The sequence below is a fragment of the Spiribacter roseus genome, from assembly GCF_002813635.1.
Lineage (GTDB): Bacteria > Pseudomonadota > Gammaproteobacteria > Nitrococcales > Nitrococcaceae > Spiribacter > Spiribacter roseus.
The window spans coordinates 17547-38024 of the sequence record NZ_CP016382.1 but is presented as its reverse complement, the minus strand read 5'-3'; the positions used below and the strand labels follow the sequence as shown (position 1 = coordinate 38024).

Annotated in this window: 21 protein-coding genes, 1 tRNA gene, 1 pseudogene and 1 riboswitch; of the genes and pseudogenes, 5 read left to right on the top strand and 18 right to left on the bottom strand. The window is 65.3% G+C overall.

What is annotated here, in order from left to right:
- Position 1: 1 nt before the first annotated feature.
- Positions 2 to 2644, bottom strand: coding sequence for a phosphoenolpyruvate carboxylase (ppc, locus tag BBH56_RS00200; protein WP_144347033.1), 2643 nt, complete (start codon positions 2642 to 2644; stop codon positions 2 to 4).
- 141 nt (positions 2645 to 2785) lie between these two features.
- On the opposite strand from ppc, the gene BBH56_RS00195 reads away from it, so the two are divergent.
- Genes BBH56_RS00195 through BBH56_RS00185 form a run of 3 tightly spaced genes read left to right on the top strand, consistent with a single transcriptional unit; the run spans position 2786 to position 5443 of the window.
- Positions 2786 to 4165: an AmpG family muropeptide MFS transporter gene (locus BBH56_RS00195; protein ID WP_148121544.1), complete on the top strand. Its 1380-nt coding sequence runs from the start codon at positions 2786 to 2788 to the stop codon at positions 4163 to 4165.
- A 25-nt stretch (positions 4166 to 4190) separates the two neighbouring features.
- Positions 4191 to 5153 carry a thioredoxin-disulfide reductase gene (gene trxB, locus BBH56_RS00190; RefSeq protein ID WP_148121543.1) on the top strand — a complete coding sequence of 321 codons (963 nt, stop codon included), beginning with the start codon at positions 4191 to 4193 and terminating at the stop codon, positions 5151 to 5153.
- Between the two features lie 8 nt (positions 5154 to 5161).
- The gene (locus BBH56_RS00185) at positions 5162 to 5443 is read left to right on the top strand and encodes a glutaredoxin family protein (RefSeq protein WP_144347031.1); all 282 of its coding nucleotides are present in this window, start codon (positions 5162 to 5164) and stop codon (positions 5441 to 5443) included.
- Here BBH56_RS00185 and BBH56_RS00180 read toward each other — a convergent pair.
- A complete protein-coding gene (locus tag BBH56_RS00180; protein WP_148121542.1) occupies positions 5398 to 6204 on the bottom strand; it encodes an exodeoxyribonuclease III in 807 nt (268 codons plus the stop codon). The genes BBH56_RS00185 and BBH56_RS00180 overlap by 46 nt on opposite strands.
- Before the next feature lie 35 nt (positions 6205 to 6239).
- Here BBH56_RS00180 and BBH56_RS00175 point away from each other — a divergent pair, with 35 nt between their 5' ends.
- Positions 6240 to 6782, top strand: coding sequence for a hypothetical protein (locus BBH56_RS00175; RefSeq protein WP_069133884.1), 543 nt, complete (start codon positions 6240 to 6242; stop codon positions 6780 to 6782).
- Here BBH56_RS00175 and BBH56_RS00170 read toward each other — a convergent pair.
- The 9 genes and pseudogenes from BBH56_RS00170 to thiS all read right to left on the bottom strand — a co-directional run bounded on the left by BBH56_RS00170 (position 6755) and on the right by thiS (position 14233).
- Entirely contained in the window at positions 6755 to 7516 is a 762-nt protein-coding gene (locus BBH56_RS00170; RefSeq protein WP_148121541.1) for an ABC transporter ATP-binding protein, read from the bottom strand. The two genes, BBH56_RS00175 and BBH56_RS00170, sit on opposite strands and share 28 nt — an antisense overlap.
- Positions 7513 to 8496, bottom strand: a complete 984-nt coding sequence (locus tag BBH56_RS00165; RefSeq protein ID WP_148121540.1) for a FecCD family ABC transporter permease — start codon at positions 8494 to 8496, stop codon at positions 7513 to 7515. Before BBH56_RS00165 ends, BBH56_RS00170 begins: the two co-directional genes overlap by 4 nt.
- Entirely contained in the window at positions 8493 to 9362 is an 870-nt protein-coding gene (locus BBH56_RS00160) for an ABC transporter substrate-binding protein (protein ID WP_148121539.1), read from the bottom strand. The genes BBH56_RS00165 and BBH56_RS00160 overlap by 4 nt, the downstream gene beginning before the upstream one ends.
- Positions 9356 to 11221 carry a TonB-dependent receptor plug domain-containing protein gene (locus BBH56_RS00155; protein WP_148121538.1) on the bottom strand — a complete coding sequence of 622 codons (1866 nt, stop codon included), beginning with the start codon at positions 11219 to 11221 and terminating at the stop codon, positions 9356 to 9358. The genes BBH56_RS00160 and BBH56_RS00155 overlap by 7 nt, the downstream gene beginning before the upstream one ends.
- A 145-nt stretch (positions 11222 to 11366) precedes the next feature.
- Positions 11367 to 11558, bottom strand: a riboswitch (cobalamin riboswitch).
- A 32-nt stretch (positions 11559 to 11590) separates the two neighbouring features.
- Positions 11591 to 12214 carry a Fic family protein gene (locus BBH56_RS00150; RefSeq protein ID WP_318262555.1) on the bottom strand — a complete coding sequence of 208 codons (624 nt, stop codon included), beginning with the start codon at positions 12212 to 12214 and terminating at the stop codon, positions 11591 to 11593.
- Positions 12215 to 12300: 86 nt separating this feature from the next.
- Positions 12301 to 12369, bottom strand: a pseudogene (locus BBH56_RS09665) (hypothetical protein); the annotation flags it as partial.
- Positions 12370 to 12516: 147 nt separating this feature from the next.
- The gene (gene trmB / locus BBH56_RS00145; RefSeq protein ID WP_148121537.1) at positions 12517 to 13200 is read right to left on the bottom strand and encodes a tRNA (guanosine(46)-N7)-methyltransferase TrmB; all 684 of its coding nucleotides are present in this window, start codon (positions 13198 to 13200) and stop codon (positions 12517 to 12519) included.
- On the bottom strand, positions 13197 to 13994 hold the full coding sequence (locus BBH56_RS00140; protein ID WP_069133877.1) for a thiazole synthase: 798 nt from the start codon (positions 13992 to 13994) through the stop codon (positions 13197 to 13199). Before BBH56_RS00140 ends, trmB begins: the two co-directional genes overlap by 4 nt.
- A gap of 17 nt (positions 13995 to 14011) precedes the next feature.
- Positions 14012 to 14233, bottom strand: a complete 222-nt coding sequence (gene thiS, locus BBH56_RS00135; RefSeq protein WP_144347024.1) for a sulfur carrier protein ThiS — start codon at positions 14231 to 14233, stop codon at positions 14012 to 14014.
- Positions 14234 to 14279: 46 nt separating this feature from the next.
- Between thiS and BBH56_RS00130 the strand changes: the two genes are divergently transcribed.
- Positions 14280 to 14353: transfer RNA gene (locus BBH56_RS00130), tRNA-Gly, on the top strand.
- On the opposite strand, the gene BBH56_RS00125 is transcribed toward BBH56_RS00130, so the two are convergent.
- From BBH56_RS00125 to BBH56_RS00095, 7 genes are read right to left on the bottom strand one after another with little or no spacing between them, the layout of a single operon-like run.
- A complete protein-coding gene (locus tag BBH56_RS00125; protein ID WP_198515225.1) occupies positions 14342 to 14611 on the bottom strand; it encodes a 2Fe-2S iron-sulfur cluster-binding protein in 270 nt (89 codons plus the stop codon). The genes BBH56_RS00130 and BBH56_RS00125 overlap by 12 nt on opposite strands.
- The gene (locus tag BBH56_RS00120; protein WP_148121536.1) at positions 14608 to 15750 is read right to left on the bottom strand and encodes an NAD(P)/FAD-dependent oxidoreductase; all 1143 of its coding nucleotides are present in this window, start codon (positions 15748 to 15750) and stop codon (positions 14608 to 14610) included. The genes BBH56_RS00125 and BBH56_RS00120 overlap by 4 nt, the downstream gene beginning before the upstream one ends.
- The gene (locus BBH56_RS00115; RefSeq protein ID WP_148121535.1) at positions 15737 to 17011 is read right to left on the bottom strand and encodes an NAD(P)/FAD-dependent oxidoreductase; all 1275 of its coding nucleotides are present in this window, start codon (positions 17009 to 17011) and stop codon (positions 15737 to 15739) included. The genes BBH56_RS00120 and BBH56_RS00115 overlap by 14 nt, the downstream gene beginning before the upstream one ends.
- Positions 17011 to 17727 (bottom strand): ABC transporter ATP-binding protein, encoded by a 717-nt coding sequence (locus tag BBH56_RS00110; RefSeq protein WP_069133872.1) that lies wholly within the window; start codon positions 17725 to 17727, stop codon positions 17011 to 17013. The genes BBH56_RS00115 and BBH56_RS00110 overlap by 1 nt, the downstream gene beginning before the upstream one ends.
- Positions 17724 to 18500, bottom strand: coding sequence for an ABC transporter ATP-binding protein (locus tag BBH56_RS00105; RefSeq protein WP_148121534.1), 777 nt, complete (start codon positions 18498 to 18500; stop codon positions 17724 to 17726). The genes BBH56_RS00110 and BBH56_RS00105 overlap by 4 nt, the downstream gene beginning before the upstream one ends.
- A 16-nt stretch (positions 18501 to 18516) precedes the next feature.
- Positions 18517 to 19488, bottom strand: coding sequence for a branched-chain amino acid ABC transporter permease (locus tag BBH56_RS00100; protein WP_148121533.1), 972 nt, complete (start codon positions 19486 to 19488; stop codon positions 18517 to 18519).
- A 2-nt stretch (positions 19489 to 19490) separates the two neighbouring features.
- Positions 19491 to 20405, bottom strand: a complete 915-nt coding sequence (locus BBH56_RS00095) for a branched-chain amino acid ABC transporter permease (RefSeq protein ID WP_144347020.1) — start codon at positions 20403 to 20405, stop codon at positions 19491 to 19493.
- Positions 20406 to 20478 lie beyond the last annotated feature (73 nt).

Sequence of the window (20478 nt, the reverse complement as noted above, 5' to 3'; positions counted from 1 at the left end):
GCTACCCGGTGTTGCGCATGCCGGCGGCAATGCCGTTGATGCAGATCATCAGGGCATCGCGCAGGTCTTCCTCGTGGCCGTGGCGCACCCGATCAAGCAGCTCGACCTGCAGCAGGTTGAGGGGATCGACGTAGGGGTTGCGCAGGCCCACCGAGCGCTGCACCACCGGCGCATCATCCAGCGGCTGGGCATGCTGACTGACTTCGAGCACGGTCCGCCGGGTTTCGTCATGGCGCTCGCGCAGCCCCTCACCCAGCCCATGCAGCGATTCGGGCACCAGCCGGGCGTCGTACCAGGCGGCCACTGCGGGGTCACTCTTGGCCAGCACCATTTCCAGCATGTCGATGAACGCCCGGAAAAACGGCCACGCCTCGTACATATGGTGCAGTGTGTCGCGCCGACCCGCCTCAAGGCTTTCCGCCAGGGCGCTGCCGGCCCCCAGCCAGGCCGGCAGCAGCAGCCGGGTCTGTGTCCAGGCGAAGATCCAGGGGATGGCACGCAGGCTTTCCACGCCCTGGGTCGGTTTGCGCCGGGCCGGCCGGCTGCCGATGGCCAGATGGCTGATTTCGTGCTCGGGCGTCGCGTGGCGGAAGTATTCGATGAACTCCGGCGTCTCCCGGACCATGTCGCGGTAGACCTCGCAGGAGCGTCCCGCGAGCTGATCCATGACCTCACGCCAGCCCTTTTCGGGCGGATTCGGCGGCACCAGCGTCGCCTCGGCCACCGCGGTGATATAAAGCTCGAGGTTGCGCTCGGCAATGCCCGGCAGGCCGAACTTGGCCTGGATCACCTCGCCCTGCTCGGTGACCCGCAGACGACCGTCCACCGAACCCGGTGGCTGCGAGAGGATGGCGGCGTGCGTGGGGCCGCCGCCACGACCAATGGAACCGCCCCGGCCGTGGAACAGCTTGAGGCTGATGCCATGGCGGCGGGCACTCTCCACCAGCTGCTCCTGGGTCTGGTAGAGCGCCCAGGCCGCGGTCAGATGACTGGCGTCCTTGCCCGAGTCGGAATAGCCGATCATGACTTCCTGGACGCCGTCGATGTGCTCGCGGTACCAGTCGATGCCGATCAGCTGATCGAGACAGGCCTGAGCGCCCTGCAGGTCGGAGAGCGTTTCAAAAAGCGGCACCACGCGCAGCGGCGAGCGCACGCCGGCCTCTTTCTGGAGCAGCTTGACGGCGAGGATGTCGGAGGGCTTCGAGGCCATGGAGATCACGTAGGCACCCAGCGAATCGGCGCCCATCTCGGCGATGACGCGACAGGTATCGAGCACCTCGGTGACCTCTTCATCGGCCTCGAAGTCGCGGGGGATCAGCGGCCGGCGGCTGTCCAGCTCGCGCACCAGAAAGCGCTGGCGCTCGTCCTCGTCCCAATCGGCGTAGCTCCCGATGCCAAGCGCCTCGGTCAGGGCGTTGAGCGCATCGGTATGACGGGTCGATTCCTGGCGGATGTCGACGCGCATCAAGGTCAGACCAAATACCGACAGCCGGCGCAGCAGATCCTTGAGCCGCCCCTCGGCGATCATGCCGGCGCCGCTTTCATGCAGCGAGCGGTAGCAGATCATCAGCGGCTCGCGCAGTTCCTCGGTGCGCCAGTAGATCAGCCCGTCGGTGGGCTGCCGCCCCGCCAGACGCGCCTCAAGCCAGTGCCGCGTGGCCAGCAGCCGGTCGCGGACCGCCTTGAGGGCGGTTCGATAGGGCTCCCAGGCATCACCCACCCAGCCGCGCAGCTCGTCGCTGGCGCACTGCAGGGACAGGTCCTCGATCAGGGCGTTGATCTGCTGCTCGTAGAGCTCCACCGCCTTCCAGCGATTGAGCAGGCAGACCTCGCGGGTCACGGTTGCGGTCACCCGCGGGTTGCCGTCGCGGTCGCCGCCCATCCAGGAGCCGAAATGGATGGGCGCGGAGTCCAGCGCCAGCGGCGTGCCGGTCTGGCGTTTGAGGTTGCGGTCCAGACGCCGCAGAAAATGCGGCACCACATCCCACAGGGTCTGCTCGATGACCGCGAGCCCCCAGCGTGCCTCGTCCTGGGGCGCCGGACGTCGACGGCGGATCTCGTCGGTTTCCCAGGCGGCGGTGATCTCGCGCTTGAGTGCCTGGTGGACCTCTTCGATCTCCTCCGGCGTGGGATCGAGCCGATCCCCCTGTCCCAGCAACTCGGCGATGTGGTTGTACTTCTGCAGCAGCGACCGGCGCATGACCTCGGTGGGGTGCGCGGTCAGCACCAGCTCGATATCCAGGTTGGCGATGGTCTCGTGCAACTCGCCGGTGTTGCCGGCGGCGTCCATGCGCTTGAAAAACTCCTCGAGCGAGCCGCGCAGCGGCCCGGTCTGGGTGTCACGGACCCACGCCCGACTACGGCGGATGCGGTGATGCTGCTCGGCGATGTTGGCCAGATTGAGGAACTGCGAAAACGCCCGCACCACGGGGACGATCAGCTCATCGGGCAGCTCACCCAGACGCTTTTCCAGCGCGCGGGCCGCCGCCTCATCCCCCGCCCGGGCGCTTTTCGCCAGGCCGCGGATCTCCTCAACGGTTTCGTAGACATGCGCGCCCGACTGCTCGTGGATGGTACTGCCAAGGAGGCCCCCCAACTGGCGGATATCCTCGCGCAATGGCGCGTCGCTGCGGTTTTCACTCATTGGTGCGGCCCTCCCGGCCAACAAAAAGTCCGGACGGCAAAAGCGCCGACCGGACTCCCCCTGAACGATTCATTCTGACCAAACGGCCATGGGTGATCAAGAAAGCTTGCTCCGCCCCGCGCCTTCCCCGACGATGCGTGTATGGAGCAAACAACCCGGATCGGGCGCTGGCGCGAGGCGATCACCATATATCGCCGTCCCACCGTCCTTGCCATGCTGTTTCTGGGCTTTTCGGCGGGACTGCCGTTCATGCTCGTGTTTGCCACGCTCAGTGCCTGGCTGCGCGAGATGGAGGTGAGCCGCAGTGCCATCGGCTTTTTCAGCTGGGTGGGCATCACCTATTCGATCAAGTTCATCTGGTCGCCGGTGGTCGACCGGCTGCCGGTGCCGGGGCTGACACGGGCGCTGGGCCGGCGCCGGTCGTGGATCCTGCTCGGGCAGATCGGCATCGCCGCGGGGCTGGCGGGCATGGCCTTCGCCGATCCGCAGGCGGCGCTGTTGCCGGTGGCGCTGCTGGCGCTGCTGGTGGCGTTCTCATCCGCCACCCAGGATGTCGCCATCGACGCCTTTCGCATCGAGTGCGACATCGATCGCCACCAGGCGGCCCTGGCCGCCGCCTATCAGCTGGGCTACCGCATCGCCATCCTCGCCTCGTACACCGGCGCCCTGTATCTCGCCGATCTGCTCAGCTGGCGGGCGGCTTATCTGAGCATGGCCGGGCTGATGGGCATTGGCATGCTGACCGTGCTGCTGCGGCCCGAGCCGGTCGCCGAGCAGGATCGTCTGGCGCGCGGGGCAGACGCCCGGGCCCAAGCCTTCGTCGCCCGGCACCCGGACATGCCGGTCTGGCTGCGCGCCACGCTGGCCTGGCTGCTGAGCGCGGTCGTCGCCCCCGTGCGCGATTTCTTCAGCCGCTTCGGGCGCTTTGCGCTGGTGATGCTGGCGCTGGTGGCGAGTTTTCGGGTGACCGACATCGCCATGGCCAGCATGGCCAATCCGCTGTACATCGATCTGGGCTACAGCAAGGCGATGATCGCCAACATCAGCGGGGCCTGGGGGCTGGGCATGACCATTCTGGGTGCACTGCTGGGCGGTTCGCTGGCGACCCGCTTCGGTATCCTGCGGCCGCTGCTCGCCGCCGCCTTTCTGGCGGCGGTCACCAACCTGCTGTTCGCCTGGATGGCCGGTCAGGACGGCGCGACCCATGCCCTGGTGCTGACCATCAGCGCCGACAACCTGTCAGGCGGTCTGGCCGGGTCGGTGTTCATCGCCTGGCTATCAAGCCTGACCAACGTCCGCTACACCGCCACCCAATACGCGCTGTTCAGTTCGCTGATGACGCTGCCGGGCAAATTCCTCAGCGGATTCGGCGGGATCGTCGTGGATGCGATGGACTATCCCACCTTCTTCACCCTCTCGGCGCTGCTCGGCCTGCCCGCCGTGGGACTGGTCCTGATCATCATGAAATACCAACCCGCGCCCGCAACGGTAGACGCCCCGACGCGGGGCGATGGAAAATAGGGTTTTAACGCACAGGGAGTCCGTCATGTCCGAAGCGCGTCATTGCCGCCTGTTGATCCTCGGTTCGGGGCCGGCGGGCTACACCGCCGCGGTCTATGCCGCCCGCGCCAACCTCGAGCCGGTGCTGGTCACCGGCATGGAGATGGGCGGGCAGCTGACCACCACCACCGATGTGGACAACTGGCCCGGCGATGTTTCGGGCCTGCAGGGTCCTGATCTGATGGAGCGGATGCGCCAGCACGCCGAGCGCTTCGGGACCGACATCCGCTTCGATCATATCCACACCGCCGAGCTGGGCGAAAAGCCCGTGCGCCTGATCGGCGACAGCGGCGAGTACACCGCGGATGCCCTGGTGATCTCCACCGGTGCCTCGGCCATGTATCTGGGCCTCGACTCCGAGAGCCGGTTCATGGGCAAGGGCGTGTCGGCCTGCGCCACCTGCGACGGGTTTTTCTACCGCAATCAGGAGGTGGCCGTGGTGGGCGGAGGCAACACCGCGCTCGAAGAGGCGCTGTACCTGTCCAACATCGCCCGGCATGTCACCATCATCCATCGCCGCGACCGGTTCCGCGGCGAGAAAATCCTCCAGGACAAGGTCCAGCAGCGCGTCGACGCCGGGCAGATCAGCATTCGCTGGAACAGCACCCTGGACGAGGTCCTGGGCGACGACAGCGGCGTCACCGGCGCCCGCCTGCGCAGCCGTGTTGACGACTCCACCGACGATCTCGCGCTGACGGGTGTATTCATCGCCATCGGCCATCGCCCCAACACTGAGCTGTTTCAGGGCCAGCTGGACATGAGCGGGGGATATATCCGGGTCAAAAGCGGTCTTGAAGGCAACGCCACCGCCACCAGCGTGCCCGGGGTGTTCGCCGCCGGCGACGTCATGGATCATGTCTACCGGCAAGCCATTACCTCGGCGGGCAGTGGCTGCATGGCCGCGCTGGACGCAGAGCGTTATCTGGACACCCTTGAATCCGGTCAGTGAGGATCAGAATGGAAAAACCGAACCATCTCGCACTCTACGAACACGAACTCTGCGGCTTCTGCCAGAGCGTCCGGCGCTCGACCAGCGACCTGGGCGTCGAGTTCGAGTCGCGCAACATCCTGCGCGAGCCCGGTCGGCGTCAGGAACTGATCGAGGGCGGCGGCAAGGGCATGGTGCCGTGCCTGCGCATCGAGTACCCGGACGGTCGCGTCGAGTGGATGTATGAATCCTCGGATATCGTCGACTATCTCAAGCGGCTGGATGCCGAGGACGGATCCGGCCAGTCGTAATCAACGGTCAGCGGAGCGTGGTCCGAGAACCGGTCGGCACGGTGCACCCGGGCGTCCTGGACCCGCGCCCCGATCCCCGGCGTGGTGATCTGATAGTCGATGCGCCAACCGGTGTTATTGGCCCACGCCTGACCGCGGAATGACCACCAGGTGTATTCATCGTCGCGGTCGTTGACCTGCCGGAACGCGTCCACGAACCCGGCCTCGCCCAGCAGGCGGTCCATCCACTCGCGCTCGTGGGGCAGAAAGCCCGAGTTCTTGCGGTTGGAGCGCCAGTTCTTCAGGTCGCGCCAGGTGTGGGCGATGTTCCAGTCGCCGCCGATGATGTATTCGCGGCCATCCGCCGCCATCGTTTTCAGGCGCTCGAGCAGCGGCTCCATGAACGCATCCTTGATGCCCTGACGATGCTCACCGGAGCTGCCCGAGGGCATGTAGAACGAGACGACGCTCAGATTGCCGAACCGCGCCTCCAGCCATCGGCCTTCGCGATCGATCTCGTCAATGCCGATGCCCCGATGGTAGGCGTCCGGCTCGCGCAGGCTATACACCGCCACGCCGCTGTAGCCCTTGCGCTCGGCATCGGCAAAGGCGGCGTGATAGCCGTCGGGGAAATACGGCCCGCCTTCGAGCTGAGCCTGCTGGGCCTTGGTCTCCTGAATGCACAGGACATCCGGGCGCTCAGCGTCGAGCCACTCAAAGAACCCCTTACGCTGGGCCGCGCGTATGCCATTGAGATTGGCGGTCATAATGCTCAGTGTCATGGGCTGAAGAATAACTGATGAGCAGGACATAACCCATGCAACGAAGCGCCGATCTTGACGAAGTCTGCTACCCGTTCATCCACGAAACCTCGCCACTGTGCGATTTCGAGGTCATCACCGACGAGCTCTGCGGCAATATCGGTGCGGCGCTCTCGAGCCTGCCCGCGGAAATGACCGACCTGCACGCCGATCTGGACACCCTCCAGCCCCTCGCCTTTCACCTGAATGGCTCGATCCGTGGCCGGCTGGCCATCCAGGAGGCGGACCTGACCTGGGCCAAGGCCCGGCTCGACCACTATCGCAACGAGGCCGACGGCCGGGCCGACGGCTTCGTCCTGCCCCGCGGCGACGTGCCTGTCCCATTCCTCAACCTGGCCCGCTCCGGCGCCAAGAAGGCGATCCGGCAGATGGTGCGCATCGAGGAGGCCGGCATCGAGGTGCCCGATGTCCTGCCGCGGTTCTGCAACATCCTCTGCAATCTGTTTTTTGCGATGATTCTGGTGATCAACCAGCGGCGGGGCGATACCGAGGTGGCGTTCGTCTCGAAAAGCTACGGGCCGAGGACGCGCAGCGACTGAAAGACCGGGCCGTGATCGGTGGAGCGCAGAAACGCTTCAATATGAAAGATCCGGGCCAGGTGATCGGCGGTCAGCACCTCGTGGGGCGTACCGTCGGCCACTACGCGCCCCTCTCCCACCAGGATCAACCGCGTGCAGTGACGGGCCGCCAGCCCCAGATCATGCATCGACACGAGCACTGAACCGCCACTGGCCGCAATCCCGGAAAACGTCTCCATGGTGGTGATCTGATGCGCCGGGTCGAGTCCCGCGATCGGCTCATCGGCCATGATCAGGGGGGTCTGCTGGGCCAGGGCGCGCGCAATCAGGGCCCGGGTGCGCTCACCGGCTGAAAGCCGCGTCACCGCCCGCTGCTCGAAACCGGCCAGCCCCACCTGCCGGATCGCCGCGGCCACCTGCTCATGATCCTCCGCACTCGGGCGCTGACCCGGCATCCGGTGCGGCATCCGACCCAGCATGACGAGCGCCGCGACGCTGATCGGCCAGGCGACGCTGCGGTCCTGGGGCATCCAGGCCACAGTCCGGGCGCGGCTGCGATCATCCAGACCCGCCAGCGAGCAGTGCCCGGTGGCCGGGATCAGCCCCAGCGCCGCGCGCATCAGGCTGGTCTTGCCCGCCCCGTTGGGGCCGATCAACCCGACCAGCTCGCCGGGCTGGATGTGGAGATTGACGTGCTCAAGGACCGGTCTGTCCCCCAGCGACACCGAAAAATCGCGGATGGTCAGGGCATTCATGCCAGCGTCCGGCGCGTCTGGTAGATCAGGTGCAGAAACAGTGGCGCGCCGATCAGGGCCGTCACCACACCCAGCTTGAGGTCCGAGGCCGGCAGTATCACCCGCACCAGCACATCGGCGAGCAGCACCATGGCGGCTCCGCCCAGCGCGCTGCTGACCAGCAGCCGACCGGGCATTGCGCCCACCCAGGGGCGGATCAGATGCGGAACGACCAGGCCGACAAAACCAATGGTGCCGGCCACGGCGGTGCTGGCCCCCACCACCAGTGCTGATCCGATGATCAGCCGCCAGCGCACCCGGCGCACCCGCATGCCCATGGCCTCAGCGGTGTCCTCGCCCAGCGTCATCGCATCCAGTGGCCGGCCCAGGGTCAGCAGCAAGAGGGCGCCCAGCAGCACGAACGGCAGCGCCAGCAGGACATGGTGCATGGAGCGGTCGGCGAGTGATCCCATCATCCAGAATACGATCTCGCTAGTGGCGAACGGGTTAGGGGAGAGGTTGAGGACCAGTGACACCAGGGCGCTGGCGAGGGCCGAAATCGCGATCCCCGCCAGAATCAGGCTGAGCGTGCCGCCCTGCCGGCCCGCCAGCAGGGTGATCAGCAGCACACCGATCAGCGCGCCGGCGAGGGCCGCCAGCGGCAGCGCCAGGGCAAAATCCGCTGCCAGCCCGGTCTGGATGGCCAGCACCGCCCCCAGCGCCGCGCTGCCCGAAATCCCCAACAATCCGGGTTCGGCCAGCGGGTTACGCAGGTAGCCCTGCATCGCCGCCCCCGACAGGCCAAGACTGGCCCCCACCATGACCGCCAGAATGGCGCGCGGCAGACGGATCTCACGCATCACCAGTGACAGCGGCGTCTGTCCACCGTCGAACAGCGCCTCAAGACTGCTCAGCGGACCAATCGGAGCCGGGCCCACCACCAGCGACGCCCCGAACAGCGCCACCAGCAGAACCCCGAGGACCGCCAGCAATCGGGTCATGGAGATGGCTCACCAGCCGGGCGCTGGAGCAGGGATGCCATCCGCTCGACGGCGTCAAGGACATGCGGCGTCCCGCAGACCCAGTCAGCGTTACCCAGCCCCCGATGGACGCCGAACGGCGCGATCTCCTCGAGGACCGGATGCTGCATGATCGCCTCCGAGCGCGAGTAACCCGGCCCCCGACTGGCCGTGATCACCCGATTCGGGCCTGCCATCACCAGCCGCTCCAGCGGCAGCATCGCCCCCCGCGTCACGCCCAGATCACTCGCCACATTGTCGAAACCCGCCGTCTCGACGATGTCACCGATGAGGGTCTCTTCACCGCGGGTGTAGCCGTTGGGAAAGAACAACGCCGCATCCGCCCCTTGCACCGGAGTCCTGGCAGCACGGATGGCGTCCAGGCGCCGATCAAACTGCCGGACCAGCGCCTCGGCCCGCTGGGACCGCCCCAGCACTTTTCCCATTCGCCGCAGGTTATCGCGCACATCGTCCAGGGAGGTCGCCGGCTCAAACACCGCGACGGGGATGTCCAGCCGCCGCAGCATCGACACGGTGGTCGTGGCACTGAAACGTCCGGCAATCACCTGGTCAGGCTCGAGGACATGGATCTCCTCGGCCCGCCCATGGTTGACGGGATACTGCCGGGCACGATCCGCCATCGCCGAGTTGGCAGGGTCCTGAGACAGGGACGACACCGAGATCAACTGCTCAGGTCCCGCCACCAGCATGGCGAGCTGATCAGTGCACAGGTTCATGGAGACGACGCGCTGGGGCGTGTCCGCCGCCGCCAGCACCGGCGTGGCGAGGAAGAGCGCGGCCGGGAGCAGCAGCCCGGATAATCTATCGCGCCATCTCCGAATCACCATGATGTGCGGATACCCACAAACGCGGCACGATCACGGGTCGCGAACCCTAAGACCTCTTGATAGTCCTCATCGAGTGCGTTGGTGATGCGCGCAGTCAGATCCACATGATCCGTTAAAGAATGAGTAGCCGCCAGGTTAACAACAGTGAAGTCAGGCAGTCTCGCCTGCGGTGCTCCTTCTTTCCAGTTTTCGTTGTCGTAAAGACCATTGACGTACCGCAGGTTGCCGGACACCGAACTGGCAATCGCAGGCAGTTCCCACAAGGCATTGATGCCCACCTCATTACGAGGGCGCCTATTTTCCGTTTTTCCATCGGGCGTCTCGGATTCGACATGCGTGACGGCAAAGCCAACAGTAAGCGTGGAAGTGAGAGAAAAATCTCCCTGTAATTCTACTCCTTGGCGGTCAGTATCCCCATCCAAGTTCTGCGCTGTAAAGCTGTATGGGTTAGGGTAGACGATTTTGTCGACCAAAACTTCCTTGAAGTAGGTGATGTCAAGCACTCCACGGCCAGAGAGCACTGGCTTTTCAAAGCCTATATCAAATCCGCGATTCTTCTCTATATCAACATCAGCGAATTCCGACTCAAGGGAAACGGGATAAACAGTAGACTGTCCCGCAGAAAAGTGGATTCGGGAGTCATCTTCCAGGTAATAACTTGTCGCAGCACTCCAACCAAAGGAGTTTGAAAACTTATTGCTATTATTATAGCGAACACCTAACTGAAGACTGATGTCCTCAGTTGCCCATCCTGAGTACTCTAATGCTAGCGAATCATTAGTCCGACGGTCTTCAGCGTAGTTGGTCTCATCTGTGCGACTCTCGACAAGAAAGCTCAATCGAGAACTGGAGGAATCCAATGAGTGGCCATCAATAGCCGCCTGGAAGCGATAACTGAAGACATCGGTCTCTGTGTCACCACTCAATGAGTTATCTGTAAGATTAGAGGTTTGATCAGCACGAAGTTTATGGCTGTACGTTTCGTCAGGTGACATGACCTCGATGTAACTGCTAGCAGCTCTCTGAGTTAAGTTTCGGACTTTGGTAGGATCATCCTCGACATAACCATTTACGGTATCAGCTCCCTGACTGAAAATTGTACCGTTAAACTTTTGAAAGTCGTCAGTATCGTCAAAATCATAACGCGCGTCTGCGATACGGAAACTAAACCCTGCCGTTACGCTGGGAGATAGATCTACTGCACCTTTCGCAATCGCTGATTCCCAGCGGGTGCCGTCTTTCTCACCACCGCTCCCGCTGAAGTCATAGCCTTCGTCGTTCAGGTTGGATAGCGATAGCGACAGCTTGCTGTTCTCAGTGCCGCGGGTGACATAGGCACTCTGACGATCACCTTCACCAAACTCGGCTGACGCGCCGAAGCCGACTCCTTCACCCGCCTCGCGTGTGATGATATTGACAACACCCGTTGCGGCATCCGTGCCATAGGGAACCGACTGCGGGCCCCGCAGGATCTCAATCCGCTGGATGTAACTCGTGTCCAACCCGCGCAGGAAAAATTCGTTATCGCCTGAAGCGGCGCGGACGCCGTCGATCAGCACGAGCGTGTGGTTACCCTCACCGCCGCGAATGCGAATCTGCCGATCGTTCGGCCCCGTCCCGTTGATTGAAACCCCCGGCTGCGCTTCAAGCGCCTGCTGGACGGTGGCGTAGCCGCTGTCTTCGATATCGCGGCGGGTGATGACGGTGTTCGAGCGGCCGAATTCATCCGCGGCGACCGGGGATATGCCGCCGGAGACGATGATCGGTTCAAGCTCGGTGGTCTGGCTGGTTTGCGCGTAGACATTCGTCGACACACCGGCGGCCAGCGCCAGTGCGGTCAGAGGGATCGCTTTGTTCATTTGATTGAGGCCCTTGGCGTTCGGGCGGGATGGCTCCCGCCGACAGACACACGTGGTCTGCGAAGGCCCTCATCGGACAGCCCACCGCAGACCGGCGACTGTCACCGCTGCGGTAGTGCCGCTTCCCTGGCGCGCCCCGCACCGGAAATGGGTGATCGCTCTGGCAGGTCTCCTGGCTCGCGGGTCAACGCTTGGCCCCACCTTCCCATCGCCGTGGCGACAGTGGCATATCGGGGCTTCGCTCTCCGCTCACAGTTGCGGGGGCAGCCGCAGTCTTGCACTGCGTTCCCTTTTAATCGGATGCCGTGGCACCCAAACCAAAGTGATCATTAGTCTGCAGCAAACGGATCAAGCCTTCAATGCGGCCCTTCACAGCGGCTCCGCCCCCTCGTTGAGGATATTGAGGTAGCGGCGATAGACATAGACACGATCGCGCTGACGGCCCGTGACCTCGTCGACAACCCCCATTTCTTCGAGGGCATCAACCGCCCGGCCAACCGTTGGCGCACTGAGATCGCTACGCCGCCGGAGGTCTTTTATGGATGCCACCGGACGCGAACGAAGTGCGTCGAAGACCCGGAGGGTATTGGCGGATGCCCGCCCAAGAGTCTGAATCTGTTGCGCATCCTCCCGGAACAGCGTCACCAGCCGATCCGCCGTGTCGACAGCGCCCGTGGCGGTGACCTGAACCCCCTCCAGGAAGAAATCCAGCCATGCCTCCCAGTCCCCGTCGTAGCGCACGCCATCGAGGAATGGATGGATCGTCTCAATCTGCATATGGGCAAGCGCGGCCTTGATCAACGCCGAAAAAGGCAGCTCCTCCTCATGCAGAAACGCCTCCAGCGAAGCCATCACGTCCTGCACATACTCAGGCGGCGCAGGGACGAAACGGGCGTTTCCGGGCCGCGTCCCGCCAATCCAGTTCTGTGATCGGCGGAATGCTCCGGGCTGCATCCGGGCGCCGCGACCGCGCGCGAGCAACCGCGCATGCATCTCGCACAGGAGCCGGTTGGATAAAGGGAATCCAGCTCGAAGAGCAGCAGATCAGACAACGAAGACTGGGTCCCCTCGATCTGACTGGAGACAAGCGCTTCGCGGCGGATATACGCATAGAGAAACAGGTCGGGCTCCGGGAGGAGCTGGGTGATTGAATCCAGTCGACCGCAAGCCAGTAGTGCCTGCTCATGGCGTCGTGCGCGCGACCCCGTGATCTCCGGTGCGGGACACGGGGGTAACGGCTGCGGGACGAAAGCGGTGGCTCAATCGTATCTGCTCGACACGAAGGGTTGGGTTGATCACACATCCACCCGCTGCAGGATAAGGTCGAACACCTCATGCCCCTTGCGTCGGCCGCGGCGCTCGAAGCGGGTCTCGGGCCGATCACCGGCATCGGGCGCATAGCCGCCATAGGGGTTTTCGAGGCGCGGCTCGGCGTCGCTCAGCGACAGCATCCATTCGGCATAGTCCGCCCAGTCGGTGGCCATATGCAGAAAGCCGCCGGGCTGCAGGCGGTCCGCCACCCGCGCCAGCCATTCGGCCTGCACGATCCGGCGCTTGTGATGGCGCTTTTTGGTCCACGGATCGGGGAAGAACAGCTGCACCCCCGCGAGCGATGCCGGGGCCAGGCCGTCGCGTAGCAGCTCGCTAGCATCGGCGAGCAGCACCCGAAGGTTGGTCAGGCCTTCCGATTCAATACGGCGCAGCAGTCGGCCCGTGCCGGTGCGATAGACCTCGACACCCAGGTAATTGCGATCGGGATGGGCGGCAGCAATCTCCGCCAGTGCGTCGCCGTCGCCAAAACCGATGTCCAGCACCAGGGGCGCGGGGCGCTCGAAGCCTGCCGCCACATCGATCCTGCCGCCCGACCAGTCGACGCCGTAGCGCGGATATAACTCATCAAGCGCCCGCTGCTGGCCGGCGGTCAGGCGACCCTCGCGCCGGACAAAACTGCGGATCGGTCGGTAACCGGTCGTACTCACTGGCGGCCTTGCCAGAAGGTGCCCTCCAGCGGCGAGCTGGCGGATGCAAACCGGCGCATCGGCATGCGCCCGGCCAGGTAGGCTTCGCGCCCCGCCTCGATCCCCTTGCGCATGGCCGAGGCCATCAGCACCGGTTCCTGCGCCGCGGCAACGGCGGTGTTGAGCAGCACGCCATCGGCGCCCAGCTCCATGGCCACCGCCGCATCCGAGGCCGTTCCCACGCCGGCGTCGACAATGATCGGCACCGAGGCATTCTCCAGGATGGTCAGCAGGTTGTAGCGGTTCTGGATGCCCAGCCCCGAGCCGATCGGCGAGGCCAGTGGCATCACCGCCACGCAGCCCATCTCCTCGAGCCGCCGGGCGATGATCGGGTCGTCACTGGTATACACCATCACCTTGAAGCCATCGGCCACCAGACGCTCGGCGGCCTCGAGCGTGGCGGGGATGTCGGGATAGAGGGTCTGGGGATCACCCAGCACCTCGAGCTTGACGAGGTCGTGCCCATCCAGCAGCTCACGGGCCAGCCGGCAGACGCGCACGGCATCATCGGCGGTATAACAGCCCGCGGTGTTGGGCAGGATGGTGAACTCGCTGGGCGGGACGACATCGAGCAGGTTTTCCTCGTCGGCATTCTGGCCGATGTTGGTGCGCCGGATCGCGACGGTCACGATCTCGGCCCCGCTGGCGCGAATGGCCTCGCCGGCCTGCGCCATATCCCGGTATTTGCCGGTACCGATCAGCAGGCGGGACTGGTAGCTGTGCCCCGCGATGGTCAGTGGTTGCTGCTGCGTCATGCTTGCCTCTTGGTCATTCACCCGCCGCCGATGGCGCGGATGATTTCAATACGGTCCTGGTCGTTGAGGGATCGGCTGGCGTGCTCGCTGCGCGGGACGACCTCGCCATTCAGCTCGATGGCGATCCGCCGCTGGCCGAGCTCAAGGGACTCCACCAACCGGGCAACGGTAGTCTCGGCCGGCACCGATCGGGCCTCGCCGTTCACATACAGGGTGATCTGGGGGTCGTTTGCGTTCATACGGCCATTGTACCGCAGCCATCCAGCGATATAATGATCCCGCAGCGCGGCTGTAGCTCAATGGTAGAGCGCTGCCCTCCCAAGGCAGTGATGCCGGTTCGATCCCGGTCAGCCGCTCCATCCCTTTGGTGTCTCGATGCGATCACCGGGTGCCGGATAAGCCTGGCAGGCCGTCGTCTCGTGGCCATTGACCCGCACCCGACAGCGCTGACACTGGCCGATGGCGCAGAACCAGTCCGGCCGCTGACCCTGATCCGCCTGCAACAGCAGCGCACCCAGCACGCTCACCCCACGGGGTATCTCGACCGACCGGCCGTCAATCTCGACATGCATCCCTTCGCCCGCCGCCTCCAGACAACGAAACCCCGGCCCCGTCATTGAAACCGCTCCGGGTGCAGGCGGCCCCCATAGGGGTGGGTATCGCCGTCGGCCACGCAGGCGGCCACCAGATCGCCGGTCACCGCCGCCAGCCCATGGCCGGCCCCTTCGTGGCCGGTCGCCACGATGAGTCGTTCCGCGCCGGGCACCGGACCGATCACCGGATGGCCGTCGGGCGAAAACGGTCGCAGACCGGCGTAGCCGCGGATCACCCGCAGGCGGGCCAGGTCGGGGACGATGCGCACGCAGTCGGCCAGCAGCTGCTGAACGGTCTGCATATTGACCGCCATGTCGAAACCGGCAAATTCGCGCGAGCTGCCGCAGAGGATGGTCCCGCTGCGGGTTGCCTCGATGATGGCGGCAGTCTGGACCGCGGTCTCGTCCACCTCGGTGCTCTCGGCGGCGGCCTGGTAGCCAAAATCGGCGATCTTCGAGTTGACCACCACATCACCCCGCTCGAGCACGGCGATATGCCCTTTGCGCGGCTGTACCGGCACGGACAGACCCAGCGGCGCGAGGATCTCGGGCGTCCAGACCCCCGTGCATAGCGCGACGTGGCCGGCCTCGATGCGATCACCACCGTCCAGGGTGACGGTCACGCCCTCGTCGCGCGGTTCAAGCCGGTCGATGCCCTCATAGAACCGATAGGTCACCCCTTGATCACGCAGGATCCGCGCGATCTGGTAGCAGGCCAGCATGGGCTGCACCTGGGCGTCGTTCGGCCAGTTGCCGACGGCCACGGTTTCCGGGCCCAGGTGCGGCTCAAGGGCGTGCCAGCCGCTGTCGAGAAACCGGCAGTCGATGCCGCGGGCCTGATGCTCGGCCACCAGCGCCTTCAGGCCCCGGGCCTCATCCGCCGAGCGCGCCACCACCGTCGCCCCCTTGGGGTCGAATTCGCAGTCATTGCCATAGCGCCCGGCGAAGCGGTGCCACGCGTCCAGGCTGCGGCGCGAGAGATCCAGCATCAGCCCGGGGGATTTATCCGAGCACAGCAGGTTGCCGTCACTGCTGCGCGATGTCCCCGGCGCAAGCCCCCCGCGGTCGACAACCATCACCTCGAGGCCCCGCTCGCGCAACGCCAGGGCGACGAAACTGCCGATGATCCCGCTGCCGACCACAAGCGCATCAACCCGTTCCATCGATCACCTCCCCCACACGGACCGGTCGCGAGAAGGCACGCTGATTGAGCGCTCCCCGGGGCGTGGCACCGGCGGCACGGATGCGCGCCGTCACCTGCGGCTCGCAGTAGCGGCCCTGACAGGGGCCCATGCCGCAACGCGTCACCACCTTGATCGATGACAGGTCGGCCAGACCCAGCGAGACGGCCTCGTCGACGGCGCTCACCCGGGTCCCTTCACAGGGGCAGATGACCGCCTCGGCGGCGGGTCGGGTGGCGGCCCGCCGCGACTGCCGGTGTTCAAGCGCGCGGCCGAACCCGATCAGAAAGCGCCGCCGCAGGCCATTGTCGCGGGCCTTGAGGGGCTGACCCGCCAGATCCGCGGCCACCGCCGGGGCCACCCGCTCACCGGATAGTCGTGCATGCCGCCAGCCGCGCACGCCCTGGCCTTCGCCGATCACGTAAATACCCGGGCGATCGGTGCGCCCGCGGGCATCGGTCACCACCCGCCAGTAACCGCCCACGGGATCGTACTCAAGGCCGCAGCCGGCGGTCCGCGCCAGCTGGGTCTGGGGGATGAAGCGCTCGGTGAGGCCCAGATGACCAAAGCCGATGGTCTCGCCCTGATCGGTGGTCAACTGATTGTCGCCCACAGCGGTCACGGCCACACCATGCCGCATCGCGACCCCGGCCCGGGCCAGCTGCCAGCGGGTCTGCAGAAACTCCAGGCTGTTGCCGGGGATGCCGGCGCCCCAGGGGGCCAGGCGAAAATAGTCGCTCAGACGCAGCCGATCCAGCACCTGCGTGACCGGCACACCGGCGCGCACCAGGCCGGCGGCGACCACTCCCAGAAACGGTCCGCTGCCAGCGATGACCACCGGCCCCTCGGGGACCAGGCCCTGACCCTTGAGCAGGGCCTGCAGGGCGCCGGCGCTACTGACCCCCGGCGCGGGCAGGCCGGGGATGGGGTCGTGGACATCATAGGCCCCACAGGCGAGCACGATGGCGTCAAAGTCCCGCGCCTCGGCGCCGTCACCGGCATCAAACCAGACCCGGCCACCGGCCTCGGTGGACAGCACCCGCGTGGCGGTATGCAGCTCCAATTCCGCTGAGGCGCGGGCGAGGGTCTCGAGGGGCGTGGCGGCATCCGTTGCCCGGATCCGGCTGATATTGCCGCCGCTGCGGGGCTGCTCATCAAACAGCGTCACCGCCACGCCGCGGCCGATCAGCCCCCGGGCCGCCGCCGCGCCGGCCGGGCCGGTACCCACGATCGCCACCCGCATCAGGCCCCCAGATAGGCCTGGACGATGCTCTCGTCCTCGGCAAGCGCCGAAGCCTTCCCCTGGTTGTGGATTTCGCCGTTCTCGAGGACGTACGCATAGTGCGCGATCTTGAGCGCGAGGCGCACATTCTGCTCGACGAGCAGGATGGTGGTGCCCGCCTCGTTGAGTTGTTTGACGATGCGCATGGTCTGGGTGACCAGCTTGGGCGCAAGCCCCATGGACGGCTCATCAAGCAGCAGCACCCGCGGGCCATGCATCAGCGCCCGTCCCAGGGCCAGCATCTGCTGCTCGCCGCCGGAGAGCAGCGAGCCGTCCTGGTGACGCCGCTCAGAGAGGATCGGGAAGCGCTCGAACACATCCGCCATGCGCTCGCGCCGCACCGCGGGGTCGCGGACCGTGAAGCTGCCGAGCTCGAGGTTTTCCTGCACGCTCAGGCCCTTGAGGATATGCCGGCCCTCGGGCACATGCACCACGCCCTTGCGGGCGATCTCATGCGGGGGCAGACGGGTGATGTCCTCACCGTCAAAGTGGATGCGGCCGACCTGGGCACGCACCAGTCCCGAGATGGTCTTGAGCGTCGTGGTCTTGCCGGCGCCGTTGCTGCCCAGCACGGCGATGATCTGGCCGGGGGCCACCTCGATGTCGATACCGCGGAGCGCCTGGATCTTGCCGTAGAACGACTCGACCTGCTCCACGCGAAGGACCGGCTCTGTCACAGCACCATCTCCTCGTCTTCCTGCCCCAGATAGGCTTCGATGACCCGGGGGTTGTTCTTGATCTCCTCGGCGTTGCCATTGGCGATGATACGGCCGTAATCGAGCACATTGATGCGCTCCGAGACCTGCATCACCAACCCCATGTCATGCTCGATGAGCAGCACCGCGATGCCGCGCTCGTCACGGATACGCCGGATCAGCTCGATCAGCGCCGCCTTCTCGGTGGCATTCAGCCCGGCCGCGGGCTCATCCAGCAGGATCAGCCGCGGCTGGGTCGCCAGCGCCCGGGCGATTTCCACCAGGCGCTGGTAGCCATAGGCCAGGTTGGTGGCAAGGCGGTCGGCGTATTCATCGACGCCCACAAAACGCATGCAGTCGTGGGCCACTTCGGCGATATAGCGCTCCTCGGCGCGCTGGCCGGGGGTGCGCAACACGGCGCCAAAGGCCCCCGCGCGGGTGCGGCAGTGCATGCCCGCCATGACGTTTTCCATCACCGACATCTCGCGGAACAGGCGCACATTCTGAAAGGTGCGGGCGATGCCGAGCTGGGTGACCTTGTGGGGCTTGCGCCGCAGCACGCGTTCGCCGGCGAACTCGATACGCCCCTCCTGGGGCCGGTAGAAGCCGGTGATGGAGTTGAACAGCGAGGTCTTACCCGCGCCGTTGGGCCCGATCAGGCTGGCCAGCGTATTCGCCTCGACCCCGAAGTCGACCTTGTCGAGCACGGTGTTGCCGGCAAAGCGCAGCGTGACTTGTTCAAGATTGAGCAGCATCCGTCACTCCTCCGCTTTAATGACGCCGTTCGGGCCAGATGCCGCTGGGCCGCAGCAGCATGATCAGCAGCATGACCACCGCGAACAGCAACAGCCGCAGCTCGCCGAGCTCGCGCAGCAGCTCGGGGCCGAGGATGATGATGAACGCGCCCAGGATCACCCCCGGGATCTTGCCCATGCCGCCCAGGATCACCGCCATGAGGATCAGCACCGACTGCTCGAAACTGAAGCTCTCCGGGGAAATGGCGCCCAGGTTGACCGAGAAGAAGATCCCGCCAACGGCCCCGAACACCGATCCGGTGACGTAGGCGGCCAGCTTGACCCGCACCCGATTGATGCCCATGGCCTCAGCCGCGTCCTCGTCATGCCGCACGTACAGCCATGCCCGTCCCAGCCGCGAGTGATAGAGCCGATGGCTGGCGATGACCGCGATCACGGCCAGCAAAAGGAATACATAGTAGAAATCGACGTAGCTGTTGATCACATAGCCGAAGAAATTCGGCTCAGGGATGTTCGACAGGCCACTGGCACGGCCGGTGATCTCGAGGTTGCGCGCGCTGAAGCGCACGATCTCGCCGAACCCCAGGGTTACGATGGCCAGGTAGTCACTGCGCAGTCGCAGGGTCGGCCCGCCGATGATCACTCCGGCCATGCAGGCCGCGACCAGTGCTGGCGGAATGGCCAGCCAGAAATTCCAATCGAACTGCACGGTGAGGATGCCGATGCTATACGCCCCCACCGCAAAGAAGGCGGCATAGCCGAGATCCAGCAGCCCGGCATAGCCCACCACGATGTTGAGCCCCAGCGCGAGCACCACATACAGCAGCGCGTTGGTCATGATGGTGGTCGCATAACGCCCCATCAGCATTGGCAGCACGGCCATCACCACCACGATGGCCGCCATCAGCAGCATCTGCCGCCGGGGGCTGTCGAAGGCGGCGTAGAGGCGGTCGACCAGACCGGTCGTTGTGCCCGTTGCGGTACTCATCGCTACATCCGCTCCACTTCTGATTTGCCCAGCAGGCCCGTGGGTTTGAACACGAGCACGAGAATGAGGATCGAGAAGGTAAATACGTCCTTCCACTCGCTACCAATCCACGGCACCAAGGTGCCGAAGGATTCGAGCAGGCCCAGGATGAGACCGCCCAGCATGGCCCCGGTAATGCTGCCGATACCGCCGATCACCGCGGCGGTGAACGCCTTGAGGCCGATGAGAAAGCCCATGAAATACCAGATGCTGCCGTAGTAGGCGCCCGCCATGGTGCCGGCGGCGGCCGCGAGCCCCGAGCCGATCAGAAAGGTGATGGCGACGACCCGCGAGACGTTGATCCCCAACAGCCGGCACATGTCCTTGTCGATGGATACCGCGCGCATGGCGCGGCCATACATCGTCCGGCTCACGAACAGCTCGAGCGCGATCATTAGCAGTCCGGCGATGGCCACCAGCACCACGGCCTGGTGGCTGATGAAAAGACGCCCGAATTCAAACCCGCCAAAGCCGAGGTCGGTGCGGAACGCCGTGTACTTGCCGTCGGTCAGGCTGAGGGCGCTGTTCTGCAGCACCAGCGAGACCGCCAGCGCGGTAATCAGGATCGAGAGCCGCGGCGCCGAGAGCATCGGCTGATAGGCGACCCGCTGAATGATCACGCCGAGACAGCCGACCGCGATCATGGAAACCAGAATGGCAATGCCAAGGCCGAACCAGCCCGCCCCGACAACGCCCGAGATCAGTGAGAGCACGCCGAAGCCGACGAACGCGCCCACCATATAGACATCGCCATGGGCGAAGTTCAGGAGCTTGATCACACCGAAAATCATGGTGTAGCCAAGCGCGATCAGCGCGTAAAAGGATCCCAGCACCAGGCCGTTGACGATGGCCTGGAGGAATGTCTCAAAGGCCGGCATGCCAGGCCCCCCGTTGACTCTGCCTGAATGAAGCGGCGCGGGCCCGCGCCGGACCCGCGCCGCGATTCAGCCC